Genomic DNA, 25,681 nt, shown 5'->3' on the forward strand with positions numbered 1-25,681 from the left:
CCGACCGACCGGGCCGCCGAACCCGACTCCCGTCCTACGGATCGGGCTGCGGGGTCGACGGCCGGCGGGTGATCGGGGCTCAGGCGGTGGGGCGCCCGGCGTGGATCGCCCGTACCGTGTCGACGGTGTCCGCCTCGGCGGCCGACTTGTCGGTCCGGTAGCGCAGCACCCGGGCGAACCGCAGGGCCATCCCACCGGGATAGCGGGAGCTGGTCTGCACCCCGTCGAAGGCCACCTCGACCACCTGCTCGGGATGGACCCGGACCACCCAGTCGCCGTGCTCGACGGCGAGGGCGAGGAACCGCTCGGTCTGCCACCGCAGCATCTCGTCGGTGAGCCCCTTGAAGGTCTTGCCGAGCATGACGAAGTCACCGCCGTGCGGGTCCCGGGCGCCCAGATGCAGGTTGGACAGCCATCCCTTGCGTCGACCGCTGCCCCACTCCACGGCCAGCACCACCAGGTCGAGGGTGTGCCGGGGCTTGACCTTGATCCAGGAGGCTCCCCGCCGACCGGCCTCGTACGGGGCGTCGGGTGCCTTGACCACGACCCCCTCCTGCCCGGCGTCGATCGCTGCGGCGAAGGCCAGACCCGCCTGTTCGGGATCCTCGACTGTGAGTCGGCCGACGAGCAGGGCCGGGTCGACGGCGGCGGCGAGGGCCGACCAGCGTTCCCGCGCCGGACGGTCGATGAGATCCTCCCCGTCGAGGTGCAACAGGTCGAAGAAGTACGGCGTCAGCACCGTCGTCCCGGTGCTGGTGGCGGCGGACCGCACCGCCGGGGCGACCTGGGCCGCACCGGCGGCGTGCGATCCGGTGCCCGGCTCGTCCGCCGGTGACGGTCCGACTTCCGCCAGGTCCACCCGGTCGGCCGGGGCCAGGTCCGGGTCACCGGCCTCGACCGCGTCACCGGCGAGGTCCGGGTCACCGGTCTGGCCCGAGTCGCGGGTCCTGGCCGCGCCTCCGGTCCGGGTCGCGTCACCGGTCCGGGCCGGGTCCGCGTCGCCGTCGGCGGCCGAGGAGCGGCCGGCGGTGGCGCGACGGGCCGCCCGGCTGGAGGTCTGCTGGAACGGCAGTGGCCGACCCGTCTCGTCGAGGCCGATCGCCTCCCCGTCGAGGACGATCTCCCGGGCGGGGAGCGCCCGGACGGCGGCGACCACCTCGGGAACCCGGGCGGTGATGTCGTCGAGGCTACGGGTGAAGACCGCGATCTCGGACCCGGACCGGTGCACCTGGACCCGGATCCCGTCGAGCTTGACGTCGACCACCGCCGGGGTCCCCGTCGAGGCGAGCGCGGCGTCCACCGACGGGGCGCTCTGGGCCAGCATCGGGGCCAGCGGACGGCCCACCCGCAGACTGAACCCGGCCAGTGCCCCCGCTCCGCCGGTCAACGCGGCCACCGCCACGGTACGCAGGTCACCGGCGAGCAGCAGCGCCCGTCGGACATCGGCCACCGGGACCCCCGCAGCGCGGGCCACCGCCTCGGCGAGCAGCCCCGACTGGGCACCCTGGCGCAGTTCGCCGCTGAAGAGCCCGACAAGCATCCGCTGCTCGTCGGCGGTGGCGGCGGCGAAGAGCCGACCGAGGAGGGACCGACGTCGGGCCTGCGAGCCGCTGCCGCGCACGTCGGCGATCTCGTCGACCAGGGCGTCGACCTCGATCACGGTGAGGGTCGGTTCGGCGGCCGGTGGCGGCAGGTCCCGCAGACTCGCCCAGCCCACCCCGGTCTGCCGTTGCCGCAGCTCCCCGGCGAGGTAACCGGCACCGGCCGGCACCTCCGCCGGGGCCAGGTCCCGCAACGTCGCCGCCAGCAACTCCACCTTGGCCCGTCGGCCGCTGGTGGCCGTCACGGCGACGGAGGTGGCTGCCAGGTCGATGAACCGCACGGGTTCATCCTGCCAGCCGACGCCGCCGACGCCGGCCGTTGTCAGGGTTTGCCCGCATCGAATGGGTGCAGCCCGGCGCGGCAGGATTCGAACCTGCGGCCTTGGGATGAGAAGTCCCGGCGTCGGGATGGTGCAGACCCGCACGGGATCGATCAAGGCCCGCGTCTAGCCGGTGCGGACCCCGCGTCGGATCGGTGCAGAGTGGCCCGGGTCGGTGTTTGCCGCCACCGACCCGGGCCCACTCTCGTCTCCGATCCCCGGCGGGGCGCAGGCCCGGTCAGGCGGAGACGGGCTCCTCGATGCGCAGACCCCGGGCGCGGACCTCGTCGGCGACCCGGGACAGCGACGCGTCCAGCGCGACCAGTGCGGTGGAGAGCTCCCCGAGCTGTTCCCTGAGCGTGGCCTCCGGCCACGCGGAGACGGAGACGTCCCCCAGAGCACTGACGGCGGCTTCCAGCCGCACCATCACCTCGTTCGTACTCATGTTCGAAACCCTAGTCCATCCGGGACCACGACACGCCGTAAAGCCGCACGTCGGGGTGGTCGTTACGATTCCGACACCGAATCCGTACCGTCGGCCAGCCGGGACAGCAGCAGTGCCTCCGCGAGGCAGACCCTGGCGAACTCCCCCAGGTGCAGGCTCTCGTTCGGGCCGTGCGCCCGGGAGTGCGGGTCCTCCACCCCGGTCACCAGGATCGCCGCCTGCGGGAACATCTCCTGGAAGGTGGCGATGAACGGAATCGAACCGCCGATACCGATGTCGACGGCGTCGGTGCCGTCCCAGGCGGTACGGAACGCCGACCGGGCCGCGTCGAAGGCCGGACCGGAGGCGTCGATCGCGCACGGGTCCCCGGCATGCTCGGCCACCACGTCGAGGCGGGCACCCCAGGGCAGGTGCCGCTCCAGGTGCTCCTGCAACGCCCGGTACGCCCGCTTCGGATCGTCCCCCGGGGCGAGCCGTACGCTGATCTTGGCCCGGGCCGCGGGCACCAGGGCGTTGGGCGCCTCGGCGGTGGGTGGGGCGTCGATGCCGATCACCGCCACGGCCGGCCGGGTCCAGATCCGGTCGGTGATCCGCCCGGTGCCGATCAACTGCACGCCGTCGACGAGCCCGGCCTCGGCCCGGAACCGCTCCTGCGGGTAGTCGACGGCAGCACCGGCCCCGACGGAGAGCCCCTCGACGGCGACGTCACCGGCGTCGTCGTGCAGGGTGGCCAGCAACCTGACCAGGGTGGTCAACGCGTCCGGCACGGCCCCGCCGAACATGCCGCTGTGCACCGCCTGGTCGAGGGTACGGATCTCCACGAAGCAGTTGACGATCCCGCGCAGCGAGGTGGTCAACGCCGGCACCCCGACGTCCCAGTTGACCGAGTCGGCGATGACGATCACGTCGGCGGCGAGCAGGTCCCGGTGCTCGGCGAGGAGCCGCTCCAACGACTCGGAGCCGTACTCCTCCTCCCCCTCGACGAAGAGGACCACCCCGACCGGAAGGGCGTCGCCGAAGGCCCGCAACGCCGCGACGTGCGCCATGATCCCGGCCTTGTCGTCGGCGGCGCCCCGCCCGTAGAGCCGGCCGTCACGCTCGACCGGCTCGAACGGGTCCGACTCCCACCGGGCGCGGTCCCCGACCGGCTGGACGTCGTGGTGCGCGTACAGCATCACCGTCGGGGCTCCGGGTGGGGCCGGACGGGTCCCGATCACCGCCGGTTGGCCGCCGGAGCGCACGATCCGCACCTGGAGGCCGCAACCGCGCAACAACTCGGCCACCGCGTCGGCGGAGCGTTCCACGTGGGAGTGGTCGAAGCCGTCGAAGGCGACACCCGGGATGCGGACGAGGCGTTCGAGGTCGGCCCGGACGCCGGGCAGCTCCCGCTCGACGGCGGCGCGTACCTCGGCGTCGGACATGGTGGCAGTGGTCATGGCCGAGATCGTAGGCCGACCTCACCCGGTCGGCCGCTGCGATCCCTCCCCGCCGGAGCCGTTACGGCCGTCCCCCGGCCACCCGCCGGACCGCTGCGCGTCGGTGGCCGCAGTCGCCGCGTCCCGCCAGGATCGCGCCCGGTCGGCCGCGCCACCCACCCACGACCCCAGGTCGTCGGCGCCCTCACCGACCCGTCGCAGCAGACCGACGAGTGGGTCCGTCGAGCGGGCGAACTCCTCCCGGTACGCCTGCGCCGCCGCCTTGATCTCCTCCGAGACCCGGGCCGTGGAGTCGTCGGCCCGGCGCGGGTACTCCCCGGCCAACACCCGCCCGTACGCCCCGGAGTCGACCCACTGCCGCAGCTGCGCCGCCCGGGCCACCGGCACCGGATGGGTGCTCCCCGCCGTCATCCGCAGCTTGTGCAGGCTGTCGCGCAGGTCGCCACCGCCCTCGTACTCGGCGGCCTGCTCAAGGAACGCGGTGGTGTCGATCTGGGACAGGTCACCACCCCCGGCGAGCTTCATCAGCAACCGCAGCGCGGCGGCCGGATCCTGTCCGGCGAGCAGACCGGCCCGGTCGGCGGAGAGCTCCGCCCGACGCCACCACTCCAGCATCGCCGCCATGATCGCCCGGAGCGCCACCGCCCCCACCGGCAGCCAGTTCAGGTTGGCCGCCCACCGGGTGAGGATCGCCAGGATCGTCTTGTAGACGGCGTGCCCGCTGCCCACGTGTCCCAGCTCGTGACCGAGCAGGCACCGCAGTTCGTCGGGGTCGAGCTGCTGCACACAGGCCGAGCTGACCACGATGAACGGCCGTTCCAGCCCGATCGCCTCCGCGTTCAGCCACGGCGACTGGGTCACGAACAGCTCGGGCAGCTCCGGTACGTCCAGTGCGGCGGCCGCCTCGGCGTACCGCTGGTGCACTTCGGGGAACTGCCTGTGGTCCACCCGGATCCCGGTGGCCAGGTACGACAACCGGAACCCGCGTTCGTTCCACACCCCGAAGAACGACTTGACCACGTCGTCGAAGCCACGCAGCTCCCGCAGCGCGACCAGGGCACCCCGGTCGGCCGGGTGCTCCCAGGCTCGTGAGCTGATTCCGGTCAGTGCGATCCGGCGTCGCGCCGGCGCGTCTCCGGGTGCCATTGTGGACTCCCCCGCTCGATCGGTGGCTGTGGCTCACCCCGGCGGACCGGCGCGGCCGTCCTTGTACCGCATCGTGCCCTACCTGGGCCACAGCGTCCATTCGGCGGCCCCGCCCGGACCGCGCCACCACCCGCTGCGCAGGTCACCCCGACGACGGGCACGGGCCGCCGGTCACCGGCGACGGACGTAGTACCGCCGGAGGTCGTGGGGGAACCCCGGTGCCCCGTCGACCACCAGGTCGGCCCGCTGCTCGATACGGTCCCCGGCGAAGTGCGCCGCCTCCCCCGCATGCCAGGCCCGCAGCTCGGGCAGGATCCCCGGGCCGTCCCGAGCCACCGCCCGGGTCGACCGGAGCCCGGCCGGTGCGGTGACGAAGACGGCGAGGGTCACCTCCGGCGCGACGACGCGCCGCGCCGCGCTGACCCCCTCGACCAGCAGCACCGGTGCCACCGGCACCGGCACCGGCCGGGGCAGGAACTCCCGGCGCACCCAGCTGTACCGGCGGTACTCCCCCGGTCGGCCCGCCCGCAGAGGCGCCAGCACCGTCGCCTCCAGTCGAGGCCAGAAGGTCACCTGGTCGTCCCAGCCGTCGAGCAGGTCGTCGGTGTGCACCACCGGCGGCCGGTCGTCGCCGAGGAGCGGGGTCAGGGCCTCCGCGAGCCGCGCCGTGAACACGCTCTTGCCCGCGCCGCTCGGCCCGTCCACCGCCACCAGTCGGGTACGCCCCAACCGCGCCGGCCCGGCCAGCACCCGCTGCGCCAGATCGGCGTACGCCTCGACCACGGCCACCGTCACCTCTGCAACGGTAGGGCCTGCGTCGACCCCCGGAGCGGTACCGGGTCTTCCAAGATCTGTCGGTGCCACCGACGTACCGGTCCCCGTTCACGTGATCGCGTCCCCGTTCGCGTGATCGCGGGAGCTGAGCGGGCTGTTCCCGACCTGCGACAGGGCCGGGAGCGGCATCATCGAGTGGTGCCGCATGACGTGATGAGTCCGGGCGTGGACGCCCTGCTGGAACAGGCCCGTGCCGGGATGCGCCGGCTCACTCCGCACCAGGCCGTCGAGGCGGTCCGGGCCGGTGCGCTCCTGATCGACACCCGGACCGACGGACAGCGGCGCGCACAGGGGAACCTCCCCGGCGCGATCGTTGTCGACCGGACTGTGCTGGAGTGGCGGCTCGACCCGGCCAGCGCCTGGCGGATCCCCGAGGCCACCGGGTACGACCGCATGATCATCACGGTCTGCCGCCAGGGTTACAGCTCCAGCCTGGCCGCCGCCGGGCTCCGCGCCCTCGGCCTGCACCGGGCGACCGACATGATCGGCGGGGTACAGGGCTGGCTCGCCGCCGGGCTGCCCCTCTCCGACAACCCCGCCGACATCCGCTACTGACCCACCCTCGACCCCACCACCCCTGACCGCCAGACCTCACCACCTCGCGGAGCAGCGGCCCGACAGATCTCGGGAGGAATCGGCCCCTGGAGGGGCCAGAATCCACCAAGATCCTCGCGAAAGGGCGAAGCCTCGACGGCGTCGTCGGCAGGGCCGAAGGCGGAGGTCAGAGGGGTGGGGCGCCGGGGGCGACGAAGGGGCGGTCGGCCGGTGGGCCGGACTCGATGAGCTGCCAGAGCGCTGTGGTGTCGAGGTGTTCCTCCACCAGGTCGCCGAGCAGGTCCAGGGAACGTTCCCGGACGGCGGCGAAGGAGGTGTCCGGGGCGGGGCGGAAGCCGGTGCGGCCCGCCTGCCGGGCGACGTCGACGAGGAACCGGCGGCGGAACTCGTCGGACTCGAAGGCGCCGTGCCAGTGGGTGCCCGACACGGGGCCGCGTACCGCTCCCTCGCCGGTGCCGTCGGCGTACCTGAGCAGGGGTGGTAGCGCCGGGTCGGCGGCGGTGACGCGGCCGTGGTGGATCTCGTAGCCGTGGACGGGGACGCCAGGGTCGGCGTCGGCGGTGCCGACCGAGCGGCGGACGGTCTTCACCGGATCGAAGGTGACCTCGACGGGGAGCAGTCCCAGCCCCGGCACGCTGCCCTGCCGGCTCTCCACCGGATCGTGGAGGGCGTCGCCGAGCATTTGGAAGCCGCCGCAGATGCCGAGCAGGGGTCGACCGGCCGCCACGTGGGCGTGGACAGCGTCGGCGAGGCCGGTCTGCCGGAGCCAGGCCAAGTCGGCGACTGTGGACTTGGAGCCGGGCAGGACGACCAGGTCGGCGTCGGCCAACTCGGCCGGTTCCACCGTGAGCCGGGCGCGTACCCCGGGCTCGGTGGCGAGGGCTTCGACGTCGGTGGCGTTGCTGATCCGGGGCAGCCGGACCACCGCGACGTCCAGCCACTCGGTGCCACGGGGGGCGGCGGGCCGTCCGAGCACCCGGCCGTAGGCGAGGGAGTCCTCGGCGTCCAACCAGAGGTCCAGGTGCCAGGGGAGCACACCGTACGTGGGACGGCCGGTGACCCGGTGCAGCATGTCCAGCCCCGGCTGGAGCAGCCCGAGATCGCCCCGGAACTTGTTGATCACGAATCCGGCGACGAGCGCCTGGTCGGCCGGTTCGAGCAACGCGACAGTGCCGAACATGGCGGCGAAGACGCCACCCCGGTCGATGTCGCCCACCACGACGGTGGGCAGGCCGGCGTGCCGGGCCAACCCCATGTTCACGTAGTCCCCGGCCCGGAGGTTGATCTCCGCGGGGCTCCCGGCCCCCTCGCAGATCACCACGTCGTACGCGGTCCGCAGCTCGTCCAGGGCCGCCCAGGCGGTCTCGGCGAGCCGGGGCCGGAGGCTTCCGAAGTTGTCGGCGGTGACGATGTCGACGGCCTCACCCAGCAGCACCACCTGACTGGCCAGGTCAGTGCCGGGTTTGAGCAGCACCGGGTTGAACCGCAGGTCCGGGGCGACCCCGCAGGCGGCGGCCTGCATCGCCTGCGCCCGCCCGATCTCGCCACCGGACCCGTCGGCCCCGACCACGACCGCCGAGTTGTTCGACATGTTCTGCGCCTTGAAGGGGGCCACCTTCACCCCACGCCGGTGCAGCCACCGGCAGATCCCGGCGGTCACCACGCTCTTGCCCGCGTCGGAGGTGGTGCCGGCGACGAGCAGCCCGCCGCTCACCCGCGTCGACCGGGCCCGCGCCGCAGGCTGTCGGACCAGCCGGTCCGGCGTGGGGCGGACCGGGTCCAGGCGTACCGGCCGAGGGCGGTGACCGCCCGGCCGACGGTGACCGGATAGAGGGCGGCCGCCCCGAGAGCGGCGAGGCCGACCGCACCGGAGATCCGGGCGGCCCGCTTCAGGTGCCGTGCCTCGGGGCGGGGCCCGTCACCGAGGAACGGGCGGGCCTCGGTCCGGCCGGAGTACACGTTGCGGCCACCCAGCCGGACACCGAGCGCCCCGGCCATCGCCGCCTCGCACTGACCGGCGTTGGGGCTGGGATGGTCGTTACGGTCCCGCCGCCACACCCGCCAGGCCCGGCCCCGGTCGCCGTGGGCCACCGGGGCGACCGCCACGGTCAGCAGCCCGGTCAGCCGAGCAGGGGCCAGGTTGAGCAGGTCGTCGAGGCGGGCCGCCGGGGTGCCGAACCGGGCGTAGCGCGGTGATCGGTGCCCTACCATCGCGTCGAGCGTGTTCGCCGCCCGGTAACCGAGCAGACCGGGCAGCCCGGCGACCGCTCCCCAGAACAGCGGGGCGACGACGGCGTCGGAGGTGTTCTCGGCGACCGACTCGACGGTGGCCCTCGCGAGTTCGGCCTCGTCGAGCAGGGCGGGATCCCGGCCGCAGAGGTGCCCCAACCGGTTGCGGGCGGCGGGCAGGTCACCCCGGCGCAGGGCCTTTCTCATCACCGCCGACTCCCGGCGCAGGGTGCGGCCGCCGAGCACTGTCCAGGTACCGGCGGTGACCAGCACCGCCCGAGCCACCGGCCGGTTCCGGGTGAGCACGGTGGCCGCCGTCCCGAGCAGGACCGGACCCGCCACCGCCAGACCCGTGAACACCGCACCGGCCGTCGCATCCGGTCGGTAGGTGCGCCGTTCGAGGGCGGCGGCGGCCAGGCCGAACCCGGCCACCGGATGCCACCGTTGCGGATCACCGACCAGTGCGTCCAGGGCGTACCCGGCCGCCAGGCCCACCGTCGTCGCCACCGCCAACTGCTGCCGCACCCCGCACCCCCTCCGGCCCGCAGCCTAACCGGGTGACACCACCACCCGGCGGGCTCGTCATCGCCACCACACCCCGGGGGCGACGACGGTCACCGCCCGGTCAGGCGCGAGCCGTCGCCCGGGACCGCCTGCGTCGGCTGCCCTCGGCAGCGGGTGTCTCCTGCTGCTCACCGGCCGACTGCCCGACGCTCGACCGCCCGAGGTCCGACTGCCCGACGTCCGACTGCTCCGAGGGCGTCAGGTCCGCGTCCGACAACCCGGCGACGGGTCGGGCCTCGGCGATCGCGGCGATGATCGAATCCGCGTCGGCCTGCTCGGTCCCGGAGAGGTGGTCGCTGTCGTCGAGGTCCTCGTCGTCATCGTCGGGGCCGACCGGGGAGAGGTCCTCCTCCGCCGGGTCGAGGGCGACTCGGGACCGCCCGAAGTCGGGACGCGGCGGCAGGTCCAGCGGCGACGGACCACGGCCGACCCCGGCCAGGCTTGGCAGCTCGAACTCGTCGTCGTACGGACGGTCGTCGAGGGTCGTCGGGGCCTGCTCGTCCGGCACCGGTCGGGTCGGTTCGCCGTGCACCCGGTTCTCCGTCTCGGCATCCGCCACCGAGCTGGTGGTCATGGTCGGCCGGTTACGGACGAACCGGCTCCGACCCCGGGCCAGGTCGTGGCCGACCGCCACGGCCTCCAACTCGTAGAGCGTGCGGTGGTTGCCGGCCTCGTCGGTCCAGTCCCGGGTGTAGAGCCGCCCGGCCACCACCACCGGGTCGCCGACCATCACCGAGGCGGCCACCCCCTCGGCCAGCTTGCGCCAGCAGTTGACCCGGACACGCAGGCTGTTGCCGTCGACCCAGCGTCCACTCTCCTTGTCGAGTCGGCGGGCGGTCGAGGCGACCTTGAAGTTGGCGACCAGGGTGCCGCTCTGGGCCGTACGCCGCCACTGCGGGGCCGTCAGGACGTTACCGATGATCGTTACATGGGTGTCGTTCATCATCTCTCCACGGAAGGACGGTCAGGACGAGTCGACTCAGGGCCGAGACTGGCCGCTGGGACCGGGTGCCACCACCACGCCGACCTCGACCTGTGGACGACGGACCGCCCTGTGGAAAACCCCCTGATCATGGATCGTTCTGCTAGCCGCCACGGATCCGCTGGTCGGAGCGGGGTCCGTCGACCGTGAACCTCGGCCGCCTCCTCGACGACTGTTCGAACATGACGGATCGAGTCGAGGGGAGACGATGTGCGGCAGGACACCAGTGACGCGCTGCTCGTCGTACGCGCACAGCTCGGTGACCGAGGGTCGCTGGGCGAGTTGGTCGACCGGTGGCACGAACCCCTCTGGCGGTACGTGCACCGACTACTCGGCCGTCCGGGGGCGACCGACGACGTCAGCCAGGAGGCCTGGGCTGCGGTGTTGAAGGCGCTGCCCCGGCTCCGAGAGCCGGAACGGTTCGCCCCCTGGCTGTTCACCATCGCCCGGCGTACGGTGCTCGACCACCTCCGCGACCGGTACGGCCGGGCCGAGGTCGAGGCCGACGAGACAACGTTCGAAGCCGTACCGGACGAGGTGTCGACGGTCCTTGACCGGCGGGAGGTGGACGAGGGGCTGGCGGGGCTGCCGCCCCGGGAACGGGACGTCCTCGTCCTGTTCTACCTGCTCGACTTCCCGCTCGCCGACTGTGCCCAGGTGTTACAGGTGCCCCCGGGCACTGCCAAGTCCCGGCTGCACCGCGCCCGCCGGATGCTGCGCGAGAACCTCGTCGAGAAGGGATACCAGTCATGACCGATCGTCCCGGATACACCCCGCAGGACGTCCTGCGGGACGTGAGTCTGACCCGACGGATCGGCCACGTCGTCGCCGGTCTCGGCGGCCTCGCCATGGCAGTCCTGGTGGGCGCGCTCTGGGTCACCGAACCGGGTCCGCTGCCGGTGCGTACCCGACTGGCCTTCGGCGCGGTGATACTCCTCGGCCTGGCCTGGGCCGGCGTCGCCGGGTGGGCGCTGGCCCGGCGGCCGCTCTTCGCCGCCGACCGGGTCATCGCCGCCGGTCTCGCGCTGACCGCGAGCGTGTCGGTCGGCGGAGCCACCGTGGCGGTGGCCGCCACCCAGGCCGGGACGGCGGCGGTGCTGACCGCCGTCGGGGTGGGGACGGTCCTCGTGGCCGCCGCCGCCGTGGCGCTGGTCCGGGCCAGGGCACACCGCAGGCGGCTCCTGGACCACGCCCGCCGGCTCGAAGCCACCCCGCCCGACTGATTCGCCGCTTCGCCCGACTGATTCGCCGCTTCGCCCGACCGGGCGTCGGGTGGACGTTTCCGGACGGACCGACCCTGGGTACTGGATCCGACAACCGAGCACCAACGACGGCCCGCCGCCCTCCGGGGCGGCCCGTCCGATCAGAAGGGCCACGGAAGATGACTTTCTGCCGACCCCGTACGACCGGCTCCGTCCGCAACGAGGGTGGGGTGCGCCGATGAGCGCCGTGGCGAACCCGGCGACCGTGGCCGAGTGCCTGCGGGTCGGTGCCGGATTCTCGCAGGGTGACCGGGAGTGGATCGCCGAGCAGTTCGGCACCCTCGACACGCGTCTGGCCACCTTCCACGCCGACGCCACCGAGCTGGAGGTGTCGGTGAAGGACCGGGAGGCCCGGGGGCAGCGGGTCACCCTGGAGTGCTGGATCGCCGGTCGGCAGAAGATCGTCACCACCTCCAGCGAGATCGACCTGCGGGCCGCCCTCAACGACGTCCGCGACGACCTGCGTCGCAAGCTCAACGACTCCAAGACCCGTCAGGAGCCCCGCAACAACAAGCACCTGCGGGACGTCCCGGTCGTGGCCGAGCCGGTCGACCTGCCCGAGGTCGACCAGCCCCGCGCCCAGGCGGAGACCGTCTGAGGCGTACCAGCGGTGGTTCCTCGCCCCCGGCACCGGTTCCCCCGGTCGCCGGGGGCGAGGCGTCGCGGGTGGCGACGACCACGAGGGCTACCGCCGGGTACGACCACGGGCGTACCGTCACGGTCGTGGAACCGGACGTGTTGGGACCGCCGTACGAGCGGCACACGATCGACCTGGGCACCGACGACGAGGGGCCGGTGGTCGCCACCCTGGTCCGCCGCCGGGCCGACCGCCCGACCAGCCGCGCCGTCCTCTACGTGCACGGCTTCGTCGACTACTTCTTCCAGACCCACGTCGCCGACTTCTTCGTCGCCCGGGGTTGGGACTTCTACGCCCTCGACCTGCGCAAGTACGGCCGGAGCCTGCTCCCCCACCAGACCCCGAACTTCTGCCGGCACCTCGCCGACTACTTCCCCGAGCTGGACGCCGCCGCGAAGATCGTCCGCGACGAGGACGGGCACTCGACGATCCTTGCCATGGGCCACTCCACCGGCGGGCTGATCCTCTCCCTGTGGGCGCACGCCCGACGTGACGCGGGCCTGATCGACGGTCTCGTCCTGAACAGCCCCTTCTTCGACCTCAACGCCCCCTGGCTGGTCCGTCGACCCCTCGCGGCGGCCGTCGCCCACCTGGGCCGCCGCTCGCCGCACCGTGTCCTCCCCCTCACCCTCGGCACCGTGTACGGCGAGAGCCTGCACGCCGACCACCGGGGCGAGTGGCGCTACGACCTGGCCTGGAAGCCGCTGCGCGGATTCCCGGTCAGACTGGGGTGGCTGGACGCCGTCCGTACCGCCCAGCGGCGACTGCGCAAGGGCCTGGCCATCCCGGTGCCCGTCCTGCTGGCCTGCTCCAGCCGCAGCTACCGGGGCCTACGCTGGAACGACTCGGCAGCCCTCGCCGACACCGTCCTGGACGTCGAGCACATGGTCCGGTGGGCCCCCCGCCTCGGCCGACACGTCACAGTGGTCCGCTTCGACGGCGCCCTGCACGACCTGACCCTCTCCGGCCCACCCGTCCGTGAGCAGGTCTTCGCCGAGGTCGGCCGCTGGGCCGAGGGGTTCCTCGACACCGGCCCCACCACCACGACGGGCAACCCGGCGGTACCGGCCGCCCGCACCCCGTCGGAGGACACCGACCCCGCCGAGATCACCCCTCGGGACGGCTGAACGGACCCGCCACCCCGGCGGCGACCCGCCGTCCCGATCGGGGGCCGCCCCCGTTCCACCCACCGCCCGGGGGACGGCGGTACCCTCTTGGCGCGACACACAGCGGGCGCCCGTAGCTCAGCGGATAGAGCAGGGGACTTCTAATCCCAAGGCCGCAGGTTCGAATCCTGCCGGGCGCGCCCCCAATAGCCAGCTGCGCCAGCCGAACCTGAGCCTGAGCCTGAGAGGGTGTCCCGATGAGCGCCATAGCAGCCGTAGGTGACCGAACCGGCGTTCTGGGTGTCGGGTACGAAGGACGATCCATCGGCGAGTTCGTCACAGGCCTGGTGAGCTTGGGTGTCAATCGGCTGGTGGATGTCCGGCTGATGCCGCTCTCACGCAAACGTGGCTTCAGCAAGTCCGCGATCAGCCAGGCACTGAACGAGCGAGGCATTCGATACGAACACTTGCGCGAACTCGGAAACCCTAAGGAGAACCGTCCCGGTTTCGCAGGAACTCCCGCGGAACTCGAATCTGCACGCCAGGCGTACGCCGATCTGCTCGACCGCCCCGAGTCCATAGCTGCCCTTGACGAGCTCGCCAGCGCGGCGCAGGACGAGTTGGTCGCTCTGCTCTGTTTCGAGGCGGACGAGAGCCGATGCCACCGTCACGTCGTGATGCGTGCCCTCAAGGACCGGTCGGCTACCGTCTGGGCCAGTACACCCCCAACACGCTGAAGACGTGAGCGCGCTTGGCCTGGTTTCCCACATAAAAGGCGACGTTGCGGTTCGGTGGGCACATCTCACCCATGAACTTGCTTTCGAGCGCGGCTCGCAGGTCAGCATCCGAGCAACCTTTGAGCCGACGCTGGCACGCGATCAACTCCCAATCGATGACATGCTGCTTGTGTCCGTTGCAACGCGGCTCGTGACACAGGTAGTGATACGCCGCCTTGAAACGTGGGGCCTGCAACGGCGATCTGCTGCGGCTACTGAAGAGATCCGGCTGGGAGGCGTACGCGTCGATCTTTCGCTGTTCGTCGATCGTCCATCCGGGATGCGGCGTGATGATCAAAGACCGTACCTCCTTTGGTCGCACGAGGGCTAGCGACTGCGCATCCGAACGTTCCCGCGCTTCGCGATTGAGACGACACATCGAATCCTCAACGGCCGGATCAAGCAACGGTTGTCGGGGTCGCCAGCCGTCGAGGTAACGCTCTCTGCGGATGGTATCCATGACCGGCTTCCAGCTCTCGCGCCGGTGGTCCTGCCGTGTGGGCTTGACGTCGATCGACACGATGTCGTACTTCCGGAACGCCTCGTCACTGTCCAGGTGCCTGAAGTTGATCGGATACAGCCGGATCCACGAGGTAGTCAGTACGTCAGTCCGAAGACCTGCCACGCAGACTGTCTCACCGTACTTCTCGGAGGGATTCGGCGCCGCCTTCACGGTGATCAGGATCTTCAAGCGGATGATGCGGTCGCCTGTCGGCTTCGATGCAGCGTCGAAGTCACCGCTCCCCGGACCGAAGAAGGACATCTGCGACACATCAACCCCCAGCTGCGAACACCGCAAGTAGTCGAGCGACTACAAGAGGAATCAGATTCTCATGGACTCGCTCCGAACACGAGGTTGCAGCGCCGCCCGAGGTCTGAAATGGATGGACGCGAGTGAGCTCGCCGACCGGTTCTCCGTCAGCGTGGCCACCGCGTACCGGGCGGTCTCACTCCTGCACGACCGGGGCCTGGTCGTGGTGTCAACCCGGACGCGGGGTCTACGTCGCAGGCGAGAAGTAGGCCCGAACAGTCGGTCAGCGGAGTTGGACGGCTTTCAGGGTGGGGAAGTCGTACCAGGTGACGTCGAAGGACTCGGTGTGCTCCGGGACCGTCGGGTAGATCGCCCAGGTGCTCACCTCCCGGCCCGCCGCGATGCTGAAGAACTCCCCCGCGCGTTCCTTGATGCACCAGGTGTCCACGGGGTGCACGGCCCGCCCGTCGGAGAGGGTGACCTCCGAGGAGGTCAGGTCGATCTCGGCGGTCGGGCAGCTGACCGGCCAGGACGACGCCGAGTTGTTGCGGTAGGTCAGGTTCAGCCGGAGCCGACCGTCGACGACCTCCGCGCTGACCAGGGTGACGGTCAGCGCGGACTGGTCGTACATCACCCGGCCGATCCGGTACGTCCCGTTGGCGAGGTCCCCCGGCGGGATGTCGGCCTCGGGGGTACGCGACACCGGGGTCGGGGACTCAACCGGGCGGGGGGACGACGACTCGGCAGGGTCGGCGTCGGGGGTTTCCGAGCCGGTCAGGCTCGGGTCGCCGGTGGACTCGACGGAGCGTGATCCGAGGCGGTCTGCCAGGTATTCGCCGCCGACCGTCCCGACGACGGCGAAGACGGCGGTCACCGCGACCACGGCGGCCAGGAGACCGAGATGCTTCTTCTGCACGTTGACTCCTCCCTGGTACCGGCGGCACCGTAGCACCCTCGTCCAAGGGTGTCGGGTCAGCTCGATCGGGCGGCGATGATCTGTTCCCGCAGGATGTCGGCGTGTCCGCAGTGGTGGGCGAGCTCCCGCAGGACGTGGTGCAGGATCCACCGGACGGCCATCGGGCCGAACCGGTGCCCGGTGACGACGTCGTCGAGGTCCAGGTCGGCCAGGACCGCCACGGAGGAGGCGCAGGCCGCCCGGTGGGCCTCCCGGACGTCGGCGATGGTGTCGGTGTCGTCGAACAGGTAGGAGTCGTCGACCTTCGCGGGAAGCCCCATCCGGACCCGGGACACACCGGTCACCGCCTCGCCGAACCAGACCCGTTCGACGTACGTGACGTGCTTGACCAGCCCGAGCAGGGTCGTCCGGGACGGGACCAGGCGTCGGCGGGCCTCCTCCTCGGTGAGCCCGTCGAGGCACTGGTTGAGCAGCCGACGGTGGGCGTCGAGGAAGGCGGTCAGCTGGGTCCGCTCGTCGGCGGTCAGGGTGACGTGCGGATCCAGCGTGAACACGTCCGCCGGATCGATCGGGTTCGCCATGTCCGGTGAGCCTAGCGAAGCCCCGACCGTCCCACCGTCCCCCGACACCCGACGACCGCCCCGAGGAACCCGGAGGCAGGTGGCCCCCGGAGGGGCCACTCAGCTCCAAGATCTCCATCAGCCGCGACACGTCGCGGCAGCGGCGACACATCAGGTCAGGGGCGACACGTCGCGTCAGGGGCGACACATAGGGTCAGTCGGCGTCGCGGGGTTCGATGCCGAGCTGGGCGCAGGCCTCCCGGTACATCCGGACCACCTCGTGGCGGATCTCGGCCCGCTCGGTGAGCCGGTGGGCGAAGGGGACCCGGACCGGCACCTCGATGTCGTCGACGGTGACCGCGAAGTCCATCCCCTCGGCGTCCAGTCCGGTGGCCCGGGCCCGGGTCGCGTTCGGACAGCCGCCGAGGGTACGGGCGATCAGCAGTGAGTCCTCGGCGTGGTCGTCGTTCATGTGCCGACTGACCGCCGCGACCACCTCGGGACCGAACGGCTGGCCGGTCACGCCGCCGCCTCCGTGTCCTCGACGGCGCGGTCGGCGGGTACGTGCCGGGCCAGGTCGGCGAAGACCGCCGTGTTGTGCCGGTACGCCACGAGCACCTCCTCCAGCAGGGCGGCCTCGGCGGGCTCGCTCAGCGGCAACGCGTCCAACCGGGCCCGGTAGGCGTCCTTGTACACCTTCGGGCGGGGGATCCGGTCGAACCGGTAGAACGCTACCCCCTCATCGTCTGTCAGTCCGTAGGCTCGGGCAACAGAACGTCCGATGTGGATTCCTCCGGAGAGGTCACCGAGGTACCGGGTGTAGTGGTGGGCGATGAAACGCTCGGGCGAGTCGGCGCAGACCTCGCGGATCCGGTCGGCGTACTCCACCGTGGCCGGGGTGGGGGTGGTCCGGGTGGGCCAGTCGTCGCCGACGAGGTGCTCCAGGTCGGCGACGAGTGCGGGGAGCCGGGTCAGCGCCTCGTCGACGAAGGGACCGGCCAGCGGGTCGTCGCGCAACTGGTCGCCGACGGACTCCAGGGCGGCGTAGATGGTGTGGTGCTGCACCACCAGGTCGGTGTAGCCGGCCAGGTCGAGGTCCCCGGACACCAGTGCGGAGACGTACCGCTGGGACTCGGCGTCCTGGTGCGCCTCCTGGGTGGCGGCGCGCAGCCGGGCCGAGAACGGGACGTCGGTCGTACTCATCGGTTCTCCAATGGGTGAGGCTGGCGGCGGGGGACGACCAGCGGAAGGTTGGTGCGCGGGTGGGGCACGACCTCGATGTCGTGCCGGTACACCTCGGTCAGCAGGGGTGCGGTGAGCACCTCGGCCGGTGGGCCGGCGGCCCGGATCCGACCGTCGGCGAGCAGGGTGACCAGGTCCGCGTACGCGGCGGCCAGGGCCAGGTCGTGCAGGACGACGACGACGGCGTCCCCGGCGTCGGCGCGGTCCCGGGCGATCCGCATCACCAACTCCTGGTGGTGCAGGTCCAGGGCGGCGGTGGGCTCGTCGAGCAGCAGCACCGACGCCTGTTGGGCGAGGACCCGGGCCAGGGCGGCGCGGGCCTGCTCCCCGCCGGAGAGCGACGGGTACGTCCGGGCGGCGAACCGGGCGATGTCGCAGCGGGCCATCGTCTCGGCCACCACGGCGTCGTCGTGCTCCTCCTCGGGACGCCCGGTCCACGGGGCGCGTCCCATCCGTACCACCTCCTCGACCACGAAGGGGAAGCTCAGGGTGCTGCTCTGGGTCAAGACCGCCCGACGCATCGCCAACTCCACCGGCGACCAGTCGGCCTGGGCCCGACCGTCCACCTCGATGGTGCCGCCCGCGACGGGTAGGTCACCACTGATCGCGGCGAGCAGAGTGGATTTCCCGGCGCCGTTGGGGCCGACCAGGGCGTGTAGTTCACCGGCGCGGACCTGAAGGTCGACCTGGTCCAGGACCGGTCGGCCGGCGCGTTCGACACGCAGCCCGGCGGCCTCGATCCGGGTGGTTCCGGGGGGCACCGGTCCGGGTACCCGCAGCGCCTGTCGGCGGCCCAGGGCACGGAGTCGCCCTCGGCGGTTGCGGGTGGGAGCGGTCGACTGTCGGGAGGTCATCGCCAACCACCGGCCCGGTCGCGGGTGCGACGCAGCAGCCAGAAGAAGGCCGGCCCGCCGACGACCGCGGTGAGCACCCCGAGCGGGAGTTCCTGGTGTTCGACGAGGGTCCGGGCGGCCAGGTCGGCGACGATCACCACTATCGCTCCGCCGAGGGCGCTGGCCGGCAGGAGCACCCGGTGGCCGGGACCGGCGACCATGCGTACCAGGTGTGGCACCACCAGGCCGATGAAGCTGATGATGCCGGTGAAGGCGACGGCGGCGGCACCGAGCAGCGCGGTCACCACGATCATGCGGATCCGGAGCCGTTCCACGTCCACCCCGAGGTGGCGGGCGGAGCGTTCGCCGAGAGCGAGCAGGTCGAGCCGCCGGGCGTCGACGAGGGCGGCGGCGAGGCCGACCAGCAGGCAGGGGGTGGCCAGGGTGACCGCCGACCAGTTCGCCTGGGCGAGGCTGCCGAGGTTCCAGAAGGCGATGGCCTGCACCCCGGACTCGTCGGCCACGAACATGAGCAGCCCGATCACCGCCCCGGCGACGGCGTTGACCGCCACACCGGTCAGGACCAGGGTCACCACCTCGGTCCGGCCGTTCGAGCGGGCCAGCAGGTAGACGAGGTAGGTGGTGACGAGCCCACCGGCGAAGGCGGCCGCCGGGACGGTCCACCCGCCGAGGACGGTGACGCCGGTGACGATGGCCAGGGCCGCGCCGACGGCGGCCCCGGCGGAGACCCCGATCACCCCGGGTTCGGCCAGCGGGTTGCCGAACACTCCCTGCATGACGGCCCCGGCGCAACCGAGCGCGGCACCGACCACGGCGGCGAGGACGACCCGGGGGAACCGGACGACCCAGAGGGCGTTCTCCCCCTGCGGGGCGGCGGGCAGCGCGCCCCACTCCAGCCCGAGTCGGTGCAGGATCGAGCCGAGCACCTCGGCCGGGGAGGTCTGCACCTGTCCCCGACCGGCGGCCACCAGGGCGACGAGCACCAGGGCGATGCCGAGCCCGACGAGCAGCAGCCGACCTGTCGCGGCCCGGTGACCGCCGCTCGGGGCGGCGGTCACCGGTGTCGTCGCGCCGGGACGGGTGTCCACATCGGTCACGACGTCGCTCCGCAGGAGTGCACCGCGTCGGAGAGGGCCTGGACGACCTTGCCGGAGCGGGTGCCGAAGGTGAGCAGGACCCCGTCGTCCATGTCGATGATCCGGCGGTTCTCCCCGGCGGGGGTCTGGCCGACACCGGGGAGCTTCAGCAGGCCGTCGACCCCGCCGACGGAGGCCAGTCCGCTGCTCATCACCAGCAGCACGTCGGGTGCCGCGTTGATCAGGCCTTCACTGGTGAGGGGTCGGAACTTGGCCAGCCCGATGGCGGTGCCCGCGTCCACCCCACCGGCGGCCTCGATCATCGCGTCGGAGCCGGCGCCCTTCCCGCCGATCAGGTAGACCCCGGCGGTGCCGCGCAGGTAGAGGAAGGCGATCCGGGGGGCCGCCGCGCCCTGCGGGACGCCGCGTCTGGCCTCGGCGAGGTCCGCCTCGACCCGGGCGACCAGATCCTCCCCGGCGGGGGCCACCCCGAGCGCCGCCGCCACCGCCCGCACGTGCGCGGGTACGGCCGCGAGGGTCTGCTCGGACTCGATCAGGACGACCGGGATCCCGGCGGTACGCAGCTGGTTGAGCACCTCGGGTGGCCCGATGCTGTCGTCGGCGAGGACCACTGTCGGGTCGAGGGCGAGGACCGCCTCGGCGGCGAGGTCGTGCCCGGCCGGGGTGACCACCGGCAGGCCGGCTGCGGCCGGGAAGGTGGTGGAGGTGTCCCGCCCGACGACGTTTCCGCCGAGGCCGAGGCTGAACACGATCTCGGCGATCGACCCGTACATGTTGACCGGGAGGATCCGGCTGGTGTCGGTGACCGTGACGGTGCGCCCGTCGGCGGAGGTGACGGTGGCCGGCAGGGTGGGTGTGGGCGGTGGGTCGAGGGCTGTGACGTCGGTGTCGGTCAGGGTGGCGGTGACCGGACCACAGTCGACGGGCGGTGCCGTTCCGGAGGCGGTCCCCCCGGCGGGCGCGGAGCAGCCGACGAGCAGGCCGGTCAGCAGCAGGACGACCGGTCCGAGGGCACGTCGGGTCACCGGGTCACCCGCCGCCGGCGTCGACGCGCCCCGGCCAGGGCGGTGATCAGCAGGATCGGCACCACCGGAGCGACCAGCCACCATCGGTTGATCTCGGTGGCGGCGCTGACCCGGGTGACCTGCGGCTGGGTGGCGTCGGGGGCGACCGGGTTGCCGGGGGCCGCCTCGGCTGCGGGCGTACCGGCGGGGCCGGTCGGGTCTGCCCCGGCGGCGACGGTGGGGGTGGGGGCTGCGGCGGCCGGGGCGGTGGCGGCCGGGGCGCCGCCGCCGGTGGTGGTGCTGGAGCCTCCGGTGGTGACACCAGCGCCGCCGGTGCTCCCGGCGGGGGCGGGGTTCGCGGGGGCCGGGTTCGCCGGGGCGGTGCTACGGCTGGGGGCGGGAGCGGCGGCGAAGGTGACGGGCACCCGGACGTCCTGGCTACGGTCGGCGGGGCGGGTGTGGTCCGCCCGGGTGGCCACCACGCACCGGCCGGTGGTGCAGTCGACGTCACCGATGGTGGGGGTGACCTTCAGGGTCAGCCTGAAGGAGCCGCCGGGGCCGTACGGCTTCGCCAGTCCCTCGGCGTAGCTGGGCGGGTTCGACGAGATCCAGTGTGAGGCGCCGAGGCTGCCGCTGGTGTCGGCCCCTCCCCCGCAGGGGGCGGGGGTCTTCCCGGCCCCGTTGTCCACACAGAACGCCACGTAGACGCCCTTGGTGGTGTCGTACCCGCTGCCGGTGACGGTGACGGTGGTCCCGGTCCGGGCGACGCCGGTGCTCGGCGTCGCGGTGAGGGTCTGCCCTTCGGCTCCGCGCGCGGTGCCGGCATGTGCGGGTTGCCCGGCAACGAGAACACTCAGAGTAACCAAGGCTGCGGTCAGGATGGCGCTACGCACTGCTCGCATCAGGCTCCCCACGTGACGATAACGGTCGGCTGCTCCACCGACCGTAGCTAAGGTTTGCCTAACCTAAATGACAGATCCGCTGTTCACAAGGGGTTCTTCGGATCAAGATCTTCGACCCGCCGGACGGATGCAAAGAGGGTTAGGTTTGCCTAACCTCATGCACTGTCCGTAGTAGGTTCCACGAAGGGATTGAGCATGGTCCGATCCAGAGCCGGTAGCGCTTGGCACCTGTCGATGCGCTTCGCGGCCGTCGCCGCACTCGGCGCATCTGCCGCACTCGTGGCCGCCAGCCCCGCCTCGGCAGCTCCCGCCGACATCACCGCAGGTAGCCTGACCTGGGGTTTCAAGGCGTCGTTCCGCGCGTACGTCAACACCGGCAACGGGAATCCGCCGATCGCGGCCAGCAACGGTGCCACCATCAACTCCAACGGGACGTTCACCTTCCCGTCGAAGGGCGGCACCCACGACTCCGCCACCGGTGCGGCCAGCGCCCAGTACGGCGGGGCCGTCACCTTCTCGTACCCGGGGCACTTCTTCACCATCAAGCTGGCCAACCCGACGGTTGTCGTCGACGGTGGAGCCACCTCCCTGAAGGCCGATGTGGACCTCACCACGACGGCCGCCGAGCCGGTGTCGGTGACCCAGGCCACAGTGGCCACCCTCACGGGCACCCCCGGGGGCTCGGGGACGGTCACCGGCAGCAACCTCGCGGCGGTCCTGACCACCGAGGGGGCCTCGGCCTTCAACGGGTTCTACGCCGCCGGCGACTCGCTGGACCCCGTCTCCTTCACCTTCAGCACCTCTGGTGACGGCGGGAACGACGGCGGCGGCGAGGAGCCGGCCGGACCGGCGGTCAGCGTCTCCCCGGCCACCGGGGTGGACCCGGCCGGGGCGACCATCACCGTCGAGGGCAGCGGGTTCGACCCCGTCGGCAACAACGGCTTCGGGGTCTACGCCGCCTTCGGCCCGAAGGTCGACAACCACTGGCTGAACTCGGCCGTCCTCAAGCCGGTCAAGTGGGTCAGCCGGACCAACCAGCCCACCGAGGCCCGGGACCGGCTCAACGCCGACGGCACCTTCCGGACCACCCTGCCGATCGTCGCCGTCTACACCGACGGCAACGGCGACACCGTGGACTGCACCAAGGTCCAGTGCTACGTCGTCACCTTCGCCGCGCACGGCTCGCCCGACCGGAGCCAGGACACCTTCACCCCGGTCACCTTCGCCACCCCCGGCGGCGGCGACCCGGACCCCGGTAATCCGGGTGGTGGCGACACCGACCAGCAGATCACCGCCACCGTCAAGGGCGGCCCGCTGACCCTCGGGGTGGCCGGTTCGACAGTGGCCCTGCCGGCGGTCAGCAACGGTGAGGTGGCCAGCGGCGCCCTGAACGAGGCGACCGTCTCGGACCTGCGGGGCACCAACGCCGGTTGGAGCCTGGTGGGTCAGGTCTCCGACTTCTCCTCCACCGGTGGCGGGACCATCGCGGCGGACAACCTCGGCTGGGTGCCGAGTGCGGCCGCCGTGCAGGACCCCCTCGCCGGTACCTCCGGTGTGGTCACCCCCGGTGCCCCCGCCAACCCCGGTGCGGGCCTCGGCGGGGCCCGTGCCCTGTGCACCTCCGCCACCGGGGCGAGCAACGGCACCTTCACCTGTGGTGCCCAGCTCAACCTCGGGGTCCCGGCCTCCGCTGCGGCCGGTGACTACAGCGCGACCCTCACCCTGACCCTCTCCTGAGTCAGGCGGGTCACCGGTGGGGCGGGGGGTCCTCCCCCGTCCCACCGGCCCGTACCTCCCTCCTGCCACCCTTTCTCCCGGAGCCCGGCAATGTCCCTGCGTACCGCCCTGTCCCGGAGTCTCGCCGCACCGCCGGTGCAGCGGGTCGCCGCACCCCGGGCCGCCCGGTCCCGTACCGCGGTCGCCCTGCTCGGGCTCCTGCTCCTGGCTCCCATGGCCGGGCCGGGCGCGGCCCTCGCCGCCCCCGCCCCGAGCCCCTCCGGGAGCACCTCCGCACCGGCCCCCGACGCCTCGGCCGGTGCCCGCTGGGCGGTGCAGCCCTCCAGCGCGAAGGGACCCACCGGGCGGAACTACTTCATCTACGACCTCTCCCCCGGCGACACCCTGACCGACCACGTCGGGGTCAGCAACCTCAGCGACCGGCCGCTGGCCTTCGAGGTGTACGGCACCGACGCCTACACCACCACCGACGGTGCATTCGCCCTGCTCCCCGCCGCCCAGACCGCCACCGACGTGGGCTCCTGGGTGCAGTTCGAGCAGCGGCGCTGGACCGTGGAGCCGGGCAGGCGGGCCGACATCCCCTTCCGGCTGACGGTGCCCGCCAACGCCACCCCGGGTGACCACGCCGGCGGGGTGATCGGGTCCATCGCCCAGGCCCGCACCACGCAGGACGGGCAGCGGGTCCTCGTCGACCAGCGCCTCGCCGCCCGGATCTACCTGCGGGTGGCCGGAGAGGTACAGCCGGCCGTCACCGTCGAGTCGGTCACCGTCGCCTACGACAACCCGATCAACCCCCTCGGTGGGGGCGACGCCGTGGTCACGTACACGCTGCGCAACAGCGGCAACATCCGGGTCGCCGGCACCGGGGCCGTCACCCTGGCCGGACCCTTCGGCTGGGAGCTGGCTCGCACCGACCCCGTCGAACTGCCGGAGCTGCTTCCCGGGGCGACCTTCACGGTGACCGAGCGGATCACCGGCGTACCCCCGGCCCTGCGACTCACCGCCGAGGTGGACGTCAGGGCGACCACAGTCGACGATCCCCTGCCCCCGGTGCTGCGGGCGGCGGCCGTCTGGGCACCCCCGTGGCTGCTGCTGGCCCTGGTCGCCGCCCTGCTGGGCTGGTTCGGGGTGCGGTGGTGGCGCCGCCGCCGCGCGAGGACCACCCCGGGTCCGACCACCGGCCCCACCGCCGACTCCGGCCCCACCGCCTCGGGTGACCGACCGTCGGGTGGCGGCGGCGCGTGAGCCGGATCGCCGCCCTGCTGGCCGCGCTGGTCCTGGCCGCGCCGGCACCCGCCCCCGCATCCTCCGCAGACCCCTCCCCGGGTACGGCCACCGAGCCCCGCATCCTGCTGCCAGCGGGCACCCTCCGGGTCGGAGACCAGGTACTGGTCACCCTGAGCGGCTGGCCCGCCGGCACGGTCCAGGTGGAGGTCTGCGGCAACGCCGGCCGCCGGGGTGCCCTGGACTGCGCCGCCGACGGAGCCACCCCCGGGCAGGTACCCGTGTCGGGCACCACCACCCTGCCCATGGTGCTGACCGCCCCACCGGTGGCCTGCCCCTGCCTGCTGCGGGCCCGTACCCCGACCGGCACCGCCGCCGCCACCCTGGACCTGCCACTGACCGGGGTCACCGCGCCCGCCGTCGCTGCCGAGACCCGCCCCGGGGAGCTGAACCTGGTCGCCCTGGACGCCGCCGACCGGTCGGGTCTCGGTGGCTGGTTTGGCCTGCCCGGGAAGCTGACGGTGCAGCTGCGCCTGCACAATCCGGGCCCGGCCGACGTCGTCGACCCCCCGTTCTCGCTGCTCGTCGGTCCCCCCGACCGGGTCCGTACGATCGTCGCGGCCCCGGCGCTCGGCACCGTCGCGGCGGGACAGACCCGCGACTACTCGTTCACGGTGCCGGTCGACGTCGCCACCCTCGGGCGGTACGAGGTACACGGCCGGATCGAGCCACCCGGTCCACCCCTGGTCTTCGCCGTGGAGGACACCCGACACCCGTGGGGCCTGCTCGCTGTCGTCGGGCTCCTGCTGCTCCCGCTGGTCGCCCGACTCCGCCGCCGCCCCGCACCCGGTCCCGCCCCCGCCGAGCCCGCCCGCGCCTCACGGATCAGGTGACCTGCTCGTCGGCGGCCACCTGACGGGCGGCTTCGTGTCGGGCCGCCAACTCCCGACGCAGCCGGCCGACACCGGGGCTGACCCCCAGCAACGGCACCGTCAGCTGGACCCGGGTGGAGCTGCCCCGGCTCACCCGGGGCCACTGCCACCTGCTGCTCTCCGGCCGGGTACTGCCGTTCTCGGTGAGTTCGACGACAAGCTTCCGGTCGAGCCGTCCCCGCACCCGTACCTCGGCCAGATCGGTCCAGTCGACGGCGACCGGCTCACCGCCGTGCCCGGTCAGCCGTAGGCCCCTGCCGTCGAGCACCAGGGGCAGCCCGGCGGACCCGCACAGTTGTCGCCGACCGGCGACGGTGATCCCCAGCAGTGCGGCCAGGTAGAACAGCGAACCCGTCCAGTCGGCACCGAACACCACAGCCAGGAGCAGGACGGTCAGGCCCCAGGTGCCCAGGAGGAACAGCAGGAGGCTGACGACGACCCGTCGGCGCGATCGACGGAACCGGACCTCGTTCGACACCCCCACGGAGTCCATCGTGGACAAATGCCCGATCCGTCGGTCCGGCAAACCGTCGGAGCGGGTGGGCCGTTCGGCCACCCGTACGACGACA

General features: G+C 72.6%; 27 protein-coding genes, 1 tRNA gene and 1 pseudogene. 11 read left to right on the forward strand and 18 right to left on the reverse strand.

What is annotated here, in order from left to right:
* Window positions 1-79 precede the first annotated feature (79 nt).
* The 5 genes from WHN02_RS26770 to WHN02_RS26790 form a co-directional block, all read right to left on the reverse strand.
* The gene (locus WHN02_RS26770) at window positions 80-1,882 is read right to left on the reverse strand and encodes an ATP-dependent DNA ligase (protein WP_434741384.1); all 1,803 of its coding nucleotides are present in this window, start codon (window positions 1,880-1,882) and stop codon (window positions 80-82) included.
* A 277-nt stretch (window positions 1,883-2,159) separates the two neighbouring features.
* On the reverse strand, window positions 2,160-2,366 hold the full coding sequence (locus WHN02_RS26775; protein WP_350899549.1) for a hypothetical protein: 207 nt from the start codon (window positions 2,364-2,366) through the stop codon (window positions 2,160-2,162).
* A gap of 62 nt (window positions 2,367-2,428) precedes the next feature.
* Complete coding sequence (locus WHN02_RS26780) at window positions 2,429-3,787, reverse strand: dipeptidase (protein ID WP_434744088.1); 1,359 nt, start codon at window positions 3,785-3,787, stop codon at window positions 2,429-2,431.
* A gap of 36 nt (window positions 3,788-3,823) precedes the next feature.
* Window positions 3,824-4,948, reverse strand: coding sequence for a M48 family metallopeptidase (locus tag WHN02_RS26785; protein ID WP_434741385.1), 1,125 nt, complete (start codon window positions 4,946-4,948; stop codon window positions 3,824-3,826).
* A gap of 171 nt (window positions 4,949-5,119) precedes the next feature.
* Window positions 5,120-5,743, reverse strand: coding sequence for a uridine kinase family protein (locus WHN02_RS26790; protein WP_434741386.1), 624 nt, complete (start codon window positions 5,741-5,743; stop codon window positions 5,120-5,122).
* A 192-nt stretch (window positions 5,744-5,935) separates the two neighbouring features.
* On the opposite strand from WHN02_RS26790, the gene WHN02_RS26795 reads away from it, so the two are divergent.
* Window positions 5,936-6,337, forward strand: coding sequence for a rhodanese-like domain-containing protein (locus WHN02_RS26795; RefSeq protein ID WP_434744089.1), 402 nt, complete (start codon window positions 5,936-5,938; stop codon window positions 6,335-6,337).
* 166 nt (window positions 6,338-6,503) lie between these two features.
* On the opposite strand, the gene WHN02_RS26800 is transcribed toward WHN02_RS26795, so the two are convergent.
* The 3 genes from WHN02_RS26800 to ssb form a co-directional block, all read right to left on the reverse strand.
* Complete coding sequence (locus tag WHN02_RS26800) at window positions 6,504-8,051, reverse strand: cobyric acid synthase (protein WP_434741387.1); 1,548 nt, start codon at window positions 8,049-8,051, stop codon at window positions 6,504-6,506.
* Window positions 8,048-9,091 carry a cobalamin biosynthesis protein gene (locus WHN02_RS26805; protein ID WP_434741388.1) on the reverse strand — a complete coding sequence of 348 codons (1,044 nt, stop codon included), beginning with the start codon at window positions 9,089-9,091 and terminating at the stop codon, window positions 8,048-8,050. The genes WHN02_RS26800 and WHN02_RS26805 overlap by 4 nt, the downstream gene beginning before the upstream one ends.
* Window positions 9,092-9,191: 100 nt before the next feature.
* Complete coding sequence (gene ssb / locus WHN02_RS26810; protein ID WP_434744090.1) at window positions 9,192-10,073, reverse strand: single-stranded DNA-binding protein; 882 nt, start codon at window positions 10,071-10,073, stop codon at window positions 9,192-9,194.
* Window positions 10,074-10,322: 249 nt separating this feature from the next.
* Between ssb and WHN02_RS26815 the strand changes: the two genes are divergently transcribed.
* From WHN02_RS26815 to WHN02_RS26840, 6 genes are all read left to right on the forward strand, one after another.
* Entirely contained in the window at window positions 10,323-10,865 is a 543-nt protein-coding gene (locus tag WHN02_RS26815; protein ID WP_434741389.1) for an RNA polymerase sigma factor, read from the forward strand.
* On the forward strand, window positions 10,862-11,335 hold the full coding sequence (locus tag WHN02_RS26820; RefSeq protein ID WP_434741390.1) for a hypothetical protein: 474 nt from the start codon (window positions 10,862-10,864) through the stop codon (window positions 11,333-11,335). Before WHN02_RS26815 ends, WHN02_RS26820 begins: the two co-directional genes overlap by 4 nt.
* Before the next feature lie 217 nt (window positions 11,336-11,552).
* Window positions 11,553-11,972 carry an HPF/RaiA family ribosome-associated protein gene (locus tag WHN02_RS26825; protein ID WP_434741391.1) on the forward strand — a complete coding sequence of 140 codons (420 nt, stop codon included), beginning with the start codon at window positions 11,553-11,555 and terminating at the stop codon, window positions 11,970-11,972.
* Between the two features lie 125 nt (window positions 11,973-12,097).
* On the forward strand, window positions 12,098-13,138 hold the full coding sequence (locus tag WHN02_RS26830) for an alpha/beta hydrolase (protein ID WP_434741392.1): 1,041 nt from the start codon (window positions 12,098-12,100) through the stop codon (window positions 13,136-13,138).
* Between the two features lie 106 nt (window positions 13,139-13,244).
* A tRNA-Arg gene (locus WHN02_RS26835) sits at window positions 13,245-13,317 on the forward strand.
* 57 nt (window positions 13,318-13,374) lie between these two features.
* On the forward strand, window positions 13,375-13,854 hold the full coding sequence (locus WHN02_RS26840; protein WP_434741393.1) for a DUF488 domain-containing protein: 480 nt from the start codon (window positions 13,375-13,377) through the stop codon (window positions 13,852-13,854).
* Here the strand turns inward: WHN02_RS26840 and WHN02_RS26845 are convergent.
* Window positions 13,820-14,656, reverse strand: a complete 837-nt coding sequence (locus tag WHN02_RS26845) for a hypothetical protein (RefSeq protein ID WP_434741394.1) — start codon at window positions 14,654-14,656, stop codon at window positions 13,820-13,822. The genes WHN02_RS26840 and WHN02_RS26845 overlap by 35 nt on opposite strands.
* 121 nt (window positions 14,657-14,777) lie before the next feature.
* On the opposite strand from WHN02_RS26845, the pseudogene WHN02_RS26850 reads away from it, so the two are divergent.
* Window positions 14,778-14,843, forward strand: a pseudogene (locus WHN02_RS26850) (hypothetical protein); the annotation flags it as partial.
* Window positions 14,844-14,927: 84 nt separating this feature from the next.
* On the opposite strand, the gene WHN02_RS26855 reads toward WHN02_RS26850, so the two are convergent.
* From WHN02_RS26855 to WHN02_RS26890, 8 genes are all read right to left on the reverse strand, one after another.
* On the reverse strand, window positions 14,928-15,560 hold the full coding sequence (locus tag WHN02_RS26855) for a hypothetical protein (protein WP_434741395.1): 633 nt from the start codon (window positions 15,558-15,560) through the stop codon (window positions 14,928-14,930).
* Between the two features lie 56 nt (window positions 15,561-15,616).
* A complete protein-coding gene (locus tag WHN02_RS26860) occupies window positions 15,617-16,141 on the reverse strand; it encodes a DinB family protein (RefSeq protein WP_434741396.1) in 525 nt (174 codons plus the stop codon).
* Between the two features lie 193 nt (window positions 16,142-16,334).
* Window positions 16,335-16,643: a DUF2470 domain-containing protein gene (locus WHN02_RS26865; protein ID WP_434741397.1), complete on the reverse strand. Its 309-nt coding sequence runs from the start codon at window positions 16,641-16,643 to the stop codon at window positions 16,335-16,337.
* A complete protein-coding gene (locus WHN02_RS26870) occupies window positions 16,640-17,323 on the reverse strand; it encodes a heme oxygenase (biliverdin-producing) (RefSeq protein ID WP_434741398.1) in 684 nt (227 codons plus the stop codon). Before WHN02_RS26870 ends, WHN02_RS26865 begins: the two co-directional genes overlap by 4 nt.
* Entirely contained in the window at window positions 17,320-18,216 is an 897-nt protein-coding gene (locus WHN02_RS26875) for a heme ABC transporter ATP-binding protein (RefSeq protein WP_434741399.1), read from the reverse strand. The genes WHN02_RS26870 and WHN02_RS26875 overlap by 4 nt, the downstream gene beginning before the upstream one ends.
* A complete protein-coding gene (locus WHN02_RS26880; RefSeq protein ID WP_434741400.1) occupies window positions 18,213-19,313 on the reverse strand; it encodes a FecCD family ABC transporter permease in 1,101 nt (366 codons plus the stop codon). Before WHN02_RS26880 ends, WHN02_RS26875 begins: the two co-directional genes overlap by 4 nt.
* Entirely contained in the window at window positions 19,310-20,338 is a 1,029-nt protein-coding gene (locus WHN02_RS26885) for a heme/hemin ABC transporter substrate-binding protein (RefSeq protein ID WP_434741401.1), read from the reverse strand. The genes WHN02_RS26880 and WHN02_RS26885 overlap by 4 nt, the downstream gene beginning before the upstream one ends.
* Complete coding sequence (locus WHN02_RS26890) at window positions 20,335-21,183, reverse strand: hypothetical protein (protein WP_434741402.1); 849 nt, start codon at window positions 21,181-21,183, stop codon at window positions 20,335-20,337. The genes WHN02_RS26885 and WHN02_RS26890 overlap by 4 nt, the downstream gene beginning before the upstream one ends.
* Window positions 21,184-21,414: 231 nt before the next feature.
* Between WHN02_RS26890 and WHN02_RS26895 the strand changes: the two genes are divergently transcribed.
* From WHN02_RS26895 to WHN02_RS26905, 3 genes are all read left to right on the forward strand, one after another.
* Window positions 21,415-22,956 (forward strand): HtaA domain-containing protein, encoded by a 1,542-nt coding sequence (locus WHN02_RS26895; RefSeq protein WP_434741403.1) that lies wholly within the window; start codon window positions 21,415-21,417, stop codon window positions 22,954-22,956.
* 90 nt (window positions 22,957-23,046) lie between these two features.
* On the forward strand, window positions 23,047-24,201 hold the full coding sequence (locus WHN02_RS26900) for a WxL protein peptidoglycan domain-containing protein (protein WP_434741404.1): 1,155 nt from the start codon (window positions 23,047-23,049) through the stop codon (window positions 24,199-24,201).
* A complete protein-coding gene (locus tag WHN02_RS26905) occupies window positions 24,198-25,073 on the forward strand; it encodes a hypothetical protein (RefSeq protein ID WP_434741405.1) in 876 nt (291 codons plus the stop codon). Before WHN02_RS26900 ends, WHN02_RS26905 begins: the two co-directional genes overlap by 4 nt.
* Here the strand turns inward: WHN02_RS26905 and WHN02_RS26910 are convergent.
* On the reverse strand, window positions 25,066-25,596 hold the full coding sequence (locus WHN02_RS26910; protein ID WP_434741406.1) for a hypothetical protein: 531 nt from the start codon (window positions 25,594-25,596) through the stop codon (window positions 25,066-25,068). The genes WHN02_RS26905 and WHN02_RS26910 overlap by 8 nt on opposite strands.
* Between the last annotated feature and the right edge of the window lie 85 nt (window positions 25,597-25,681).

Source organism: Micromonospora sp. SH-82, from assembly GCF_051132485.1.
Lineage (GTDB): Bacteria > Actinomycetota > Actinomycetes > Mycobacteriales > Micromonosporaceae > Micromonospora.

Coding starts and splice junctions, on each gene's coding strand:
- WHN02_RS26840 (WP_434741393.1), top strand. CDS start 13,375: ATGAGCGCCATAGCAGCCGTAGGTGACCGAACCGGCGTTCTGGGTGTC.
- WHN02_RS26775 (WP_350899549.1), bottom strand. CDS start 2,366: ATGAGTACGAACGAGGTGATGGTGCGGCTGGAAGCCGCCGTCAGTGCT.
- WHN02_RS26795 (WP_434744089.1), top strand. CDS start 5,936: ATGAGTCCGGGCGTGGACGCCCTGCTGGAACAGGCCCGTGCCGGGATG.
- WHN02_RS26845 (WP_434741394.1), bottom strand. CDS start 14,656: ATGTCCTTCTTCGGTCCGGGGAGCGGTGACTTCGACGCTGCATCGAAG.
- WHN02_RS26875 (WP_434741399.1), bottom strand. CDS start 18,216: ATGACCTCCCGACAGTCGACCGCTCCCACCCGCAACCGCCGAGGGCGA.
- WHN02_RS26860 (WP_434741396.1), bottom strand. CDS start 16,141: ATGGCGAACCCGATCGATCCGGCGGACGTGTTCACGCTGGATCCGCAC.
- WHN02_RS26895 (WP_434741403.1), top strand. CDS start 21,415: ATGGTCCGATCCAGAGCCGGTAGCGCTTGGCACCTGTCGATGCGCTTC.
- WHN02_RS26785 (WP_434741385.1), bottom strand. CDS start 4,948: ATGGCACCCGGAGACGCGCCGGCGCGACGCCGGATCGCACTGACCGGA.
- WHN02_RS26900 (WP_434741404.1), top strand. CDS start 23,047: ATGTCCCTGCGTACCGCCCTGTCCCGGAGTCTCGCCGCACCGCCGGTG.
- WHN02_RS26825 (WP_434741391.1), top strand. CDS start 11,553: ATGAGCGCCGTGGCGAACCCGGCGACCGTGGCCGAGTGCCTGCGGGTC.
- WHN02_RS26870 (WP_434741398.1), bottom strand. CDS start 17,323: ATGAGTACGACCGACGTCCCGTTCTCGGCCCGGCTGCGCGCCGCCACC.
- WHN02_RS26820 (WP_434741390.1), top strand. CDS start 10,862: ATGACCGATCGTCCCGGATACACCCCGCAGGACGTCCTGCGGGACGTG.
- ssb (WP_434744090.1), bottom strand. CDS start 10,073: ATGAACGACACCCATGTAACGATCATCGGTAACGTCCTGACGGCCCCG.
- WHN02_RS26780 (WP_434744088.1), bottom strand. CDS start 3,787: ATGTCCGACGCCGAGGTACGCGCCGCCGTCGAGCGGGAGCTGCCCGGC.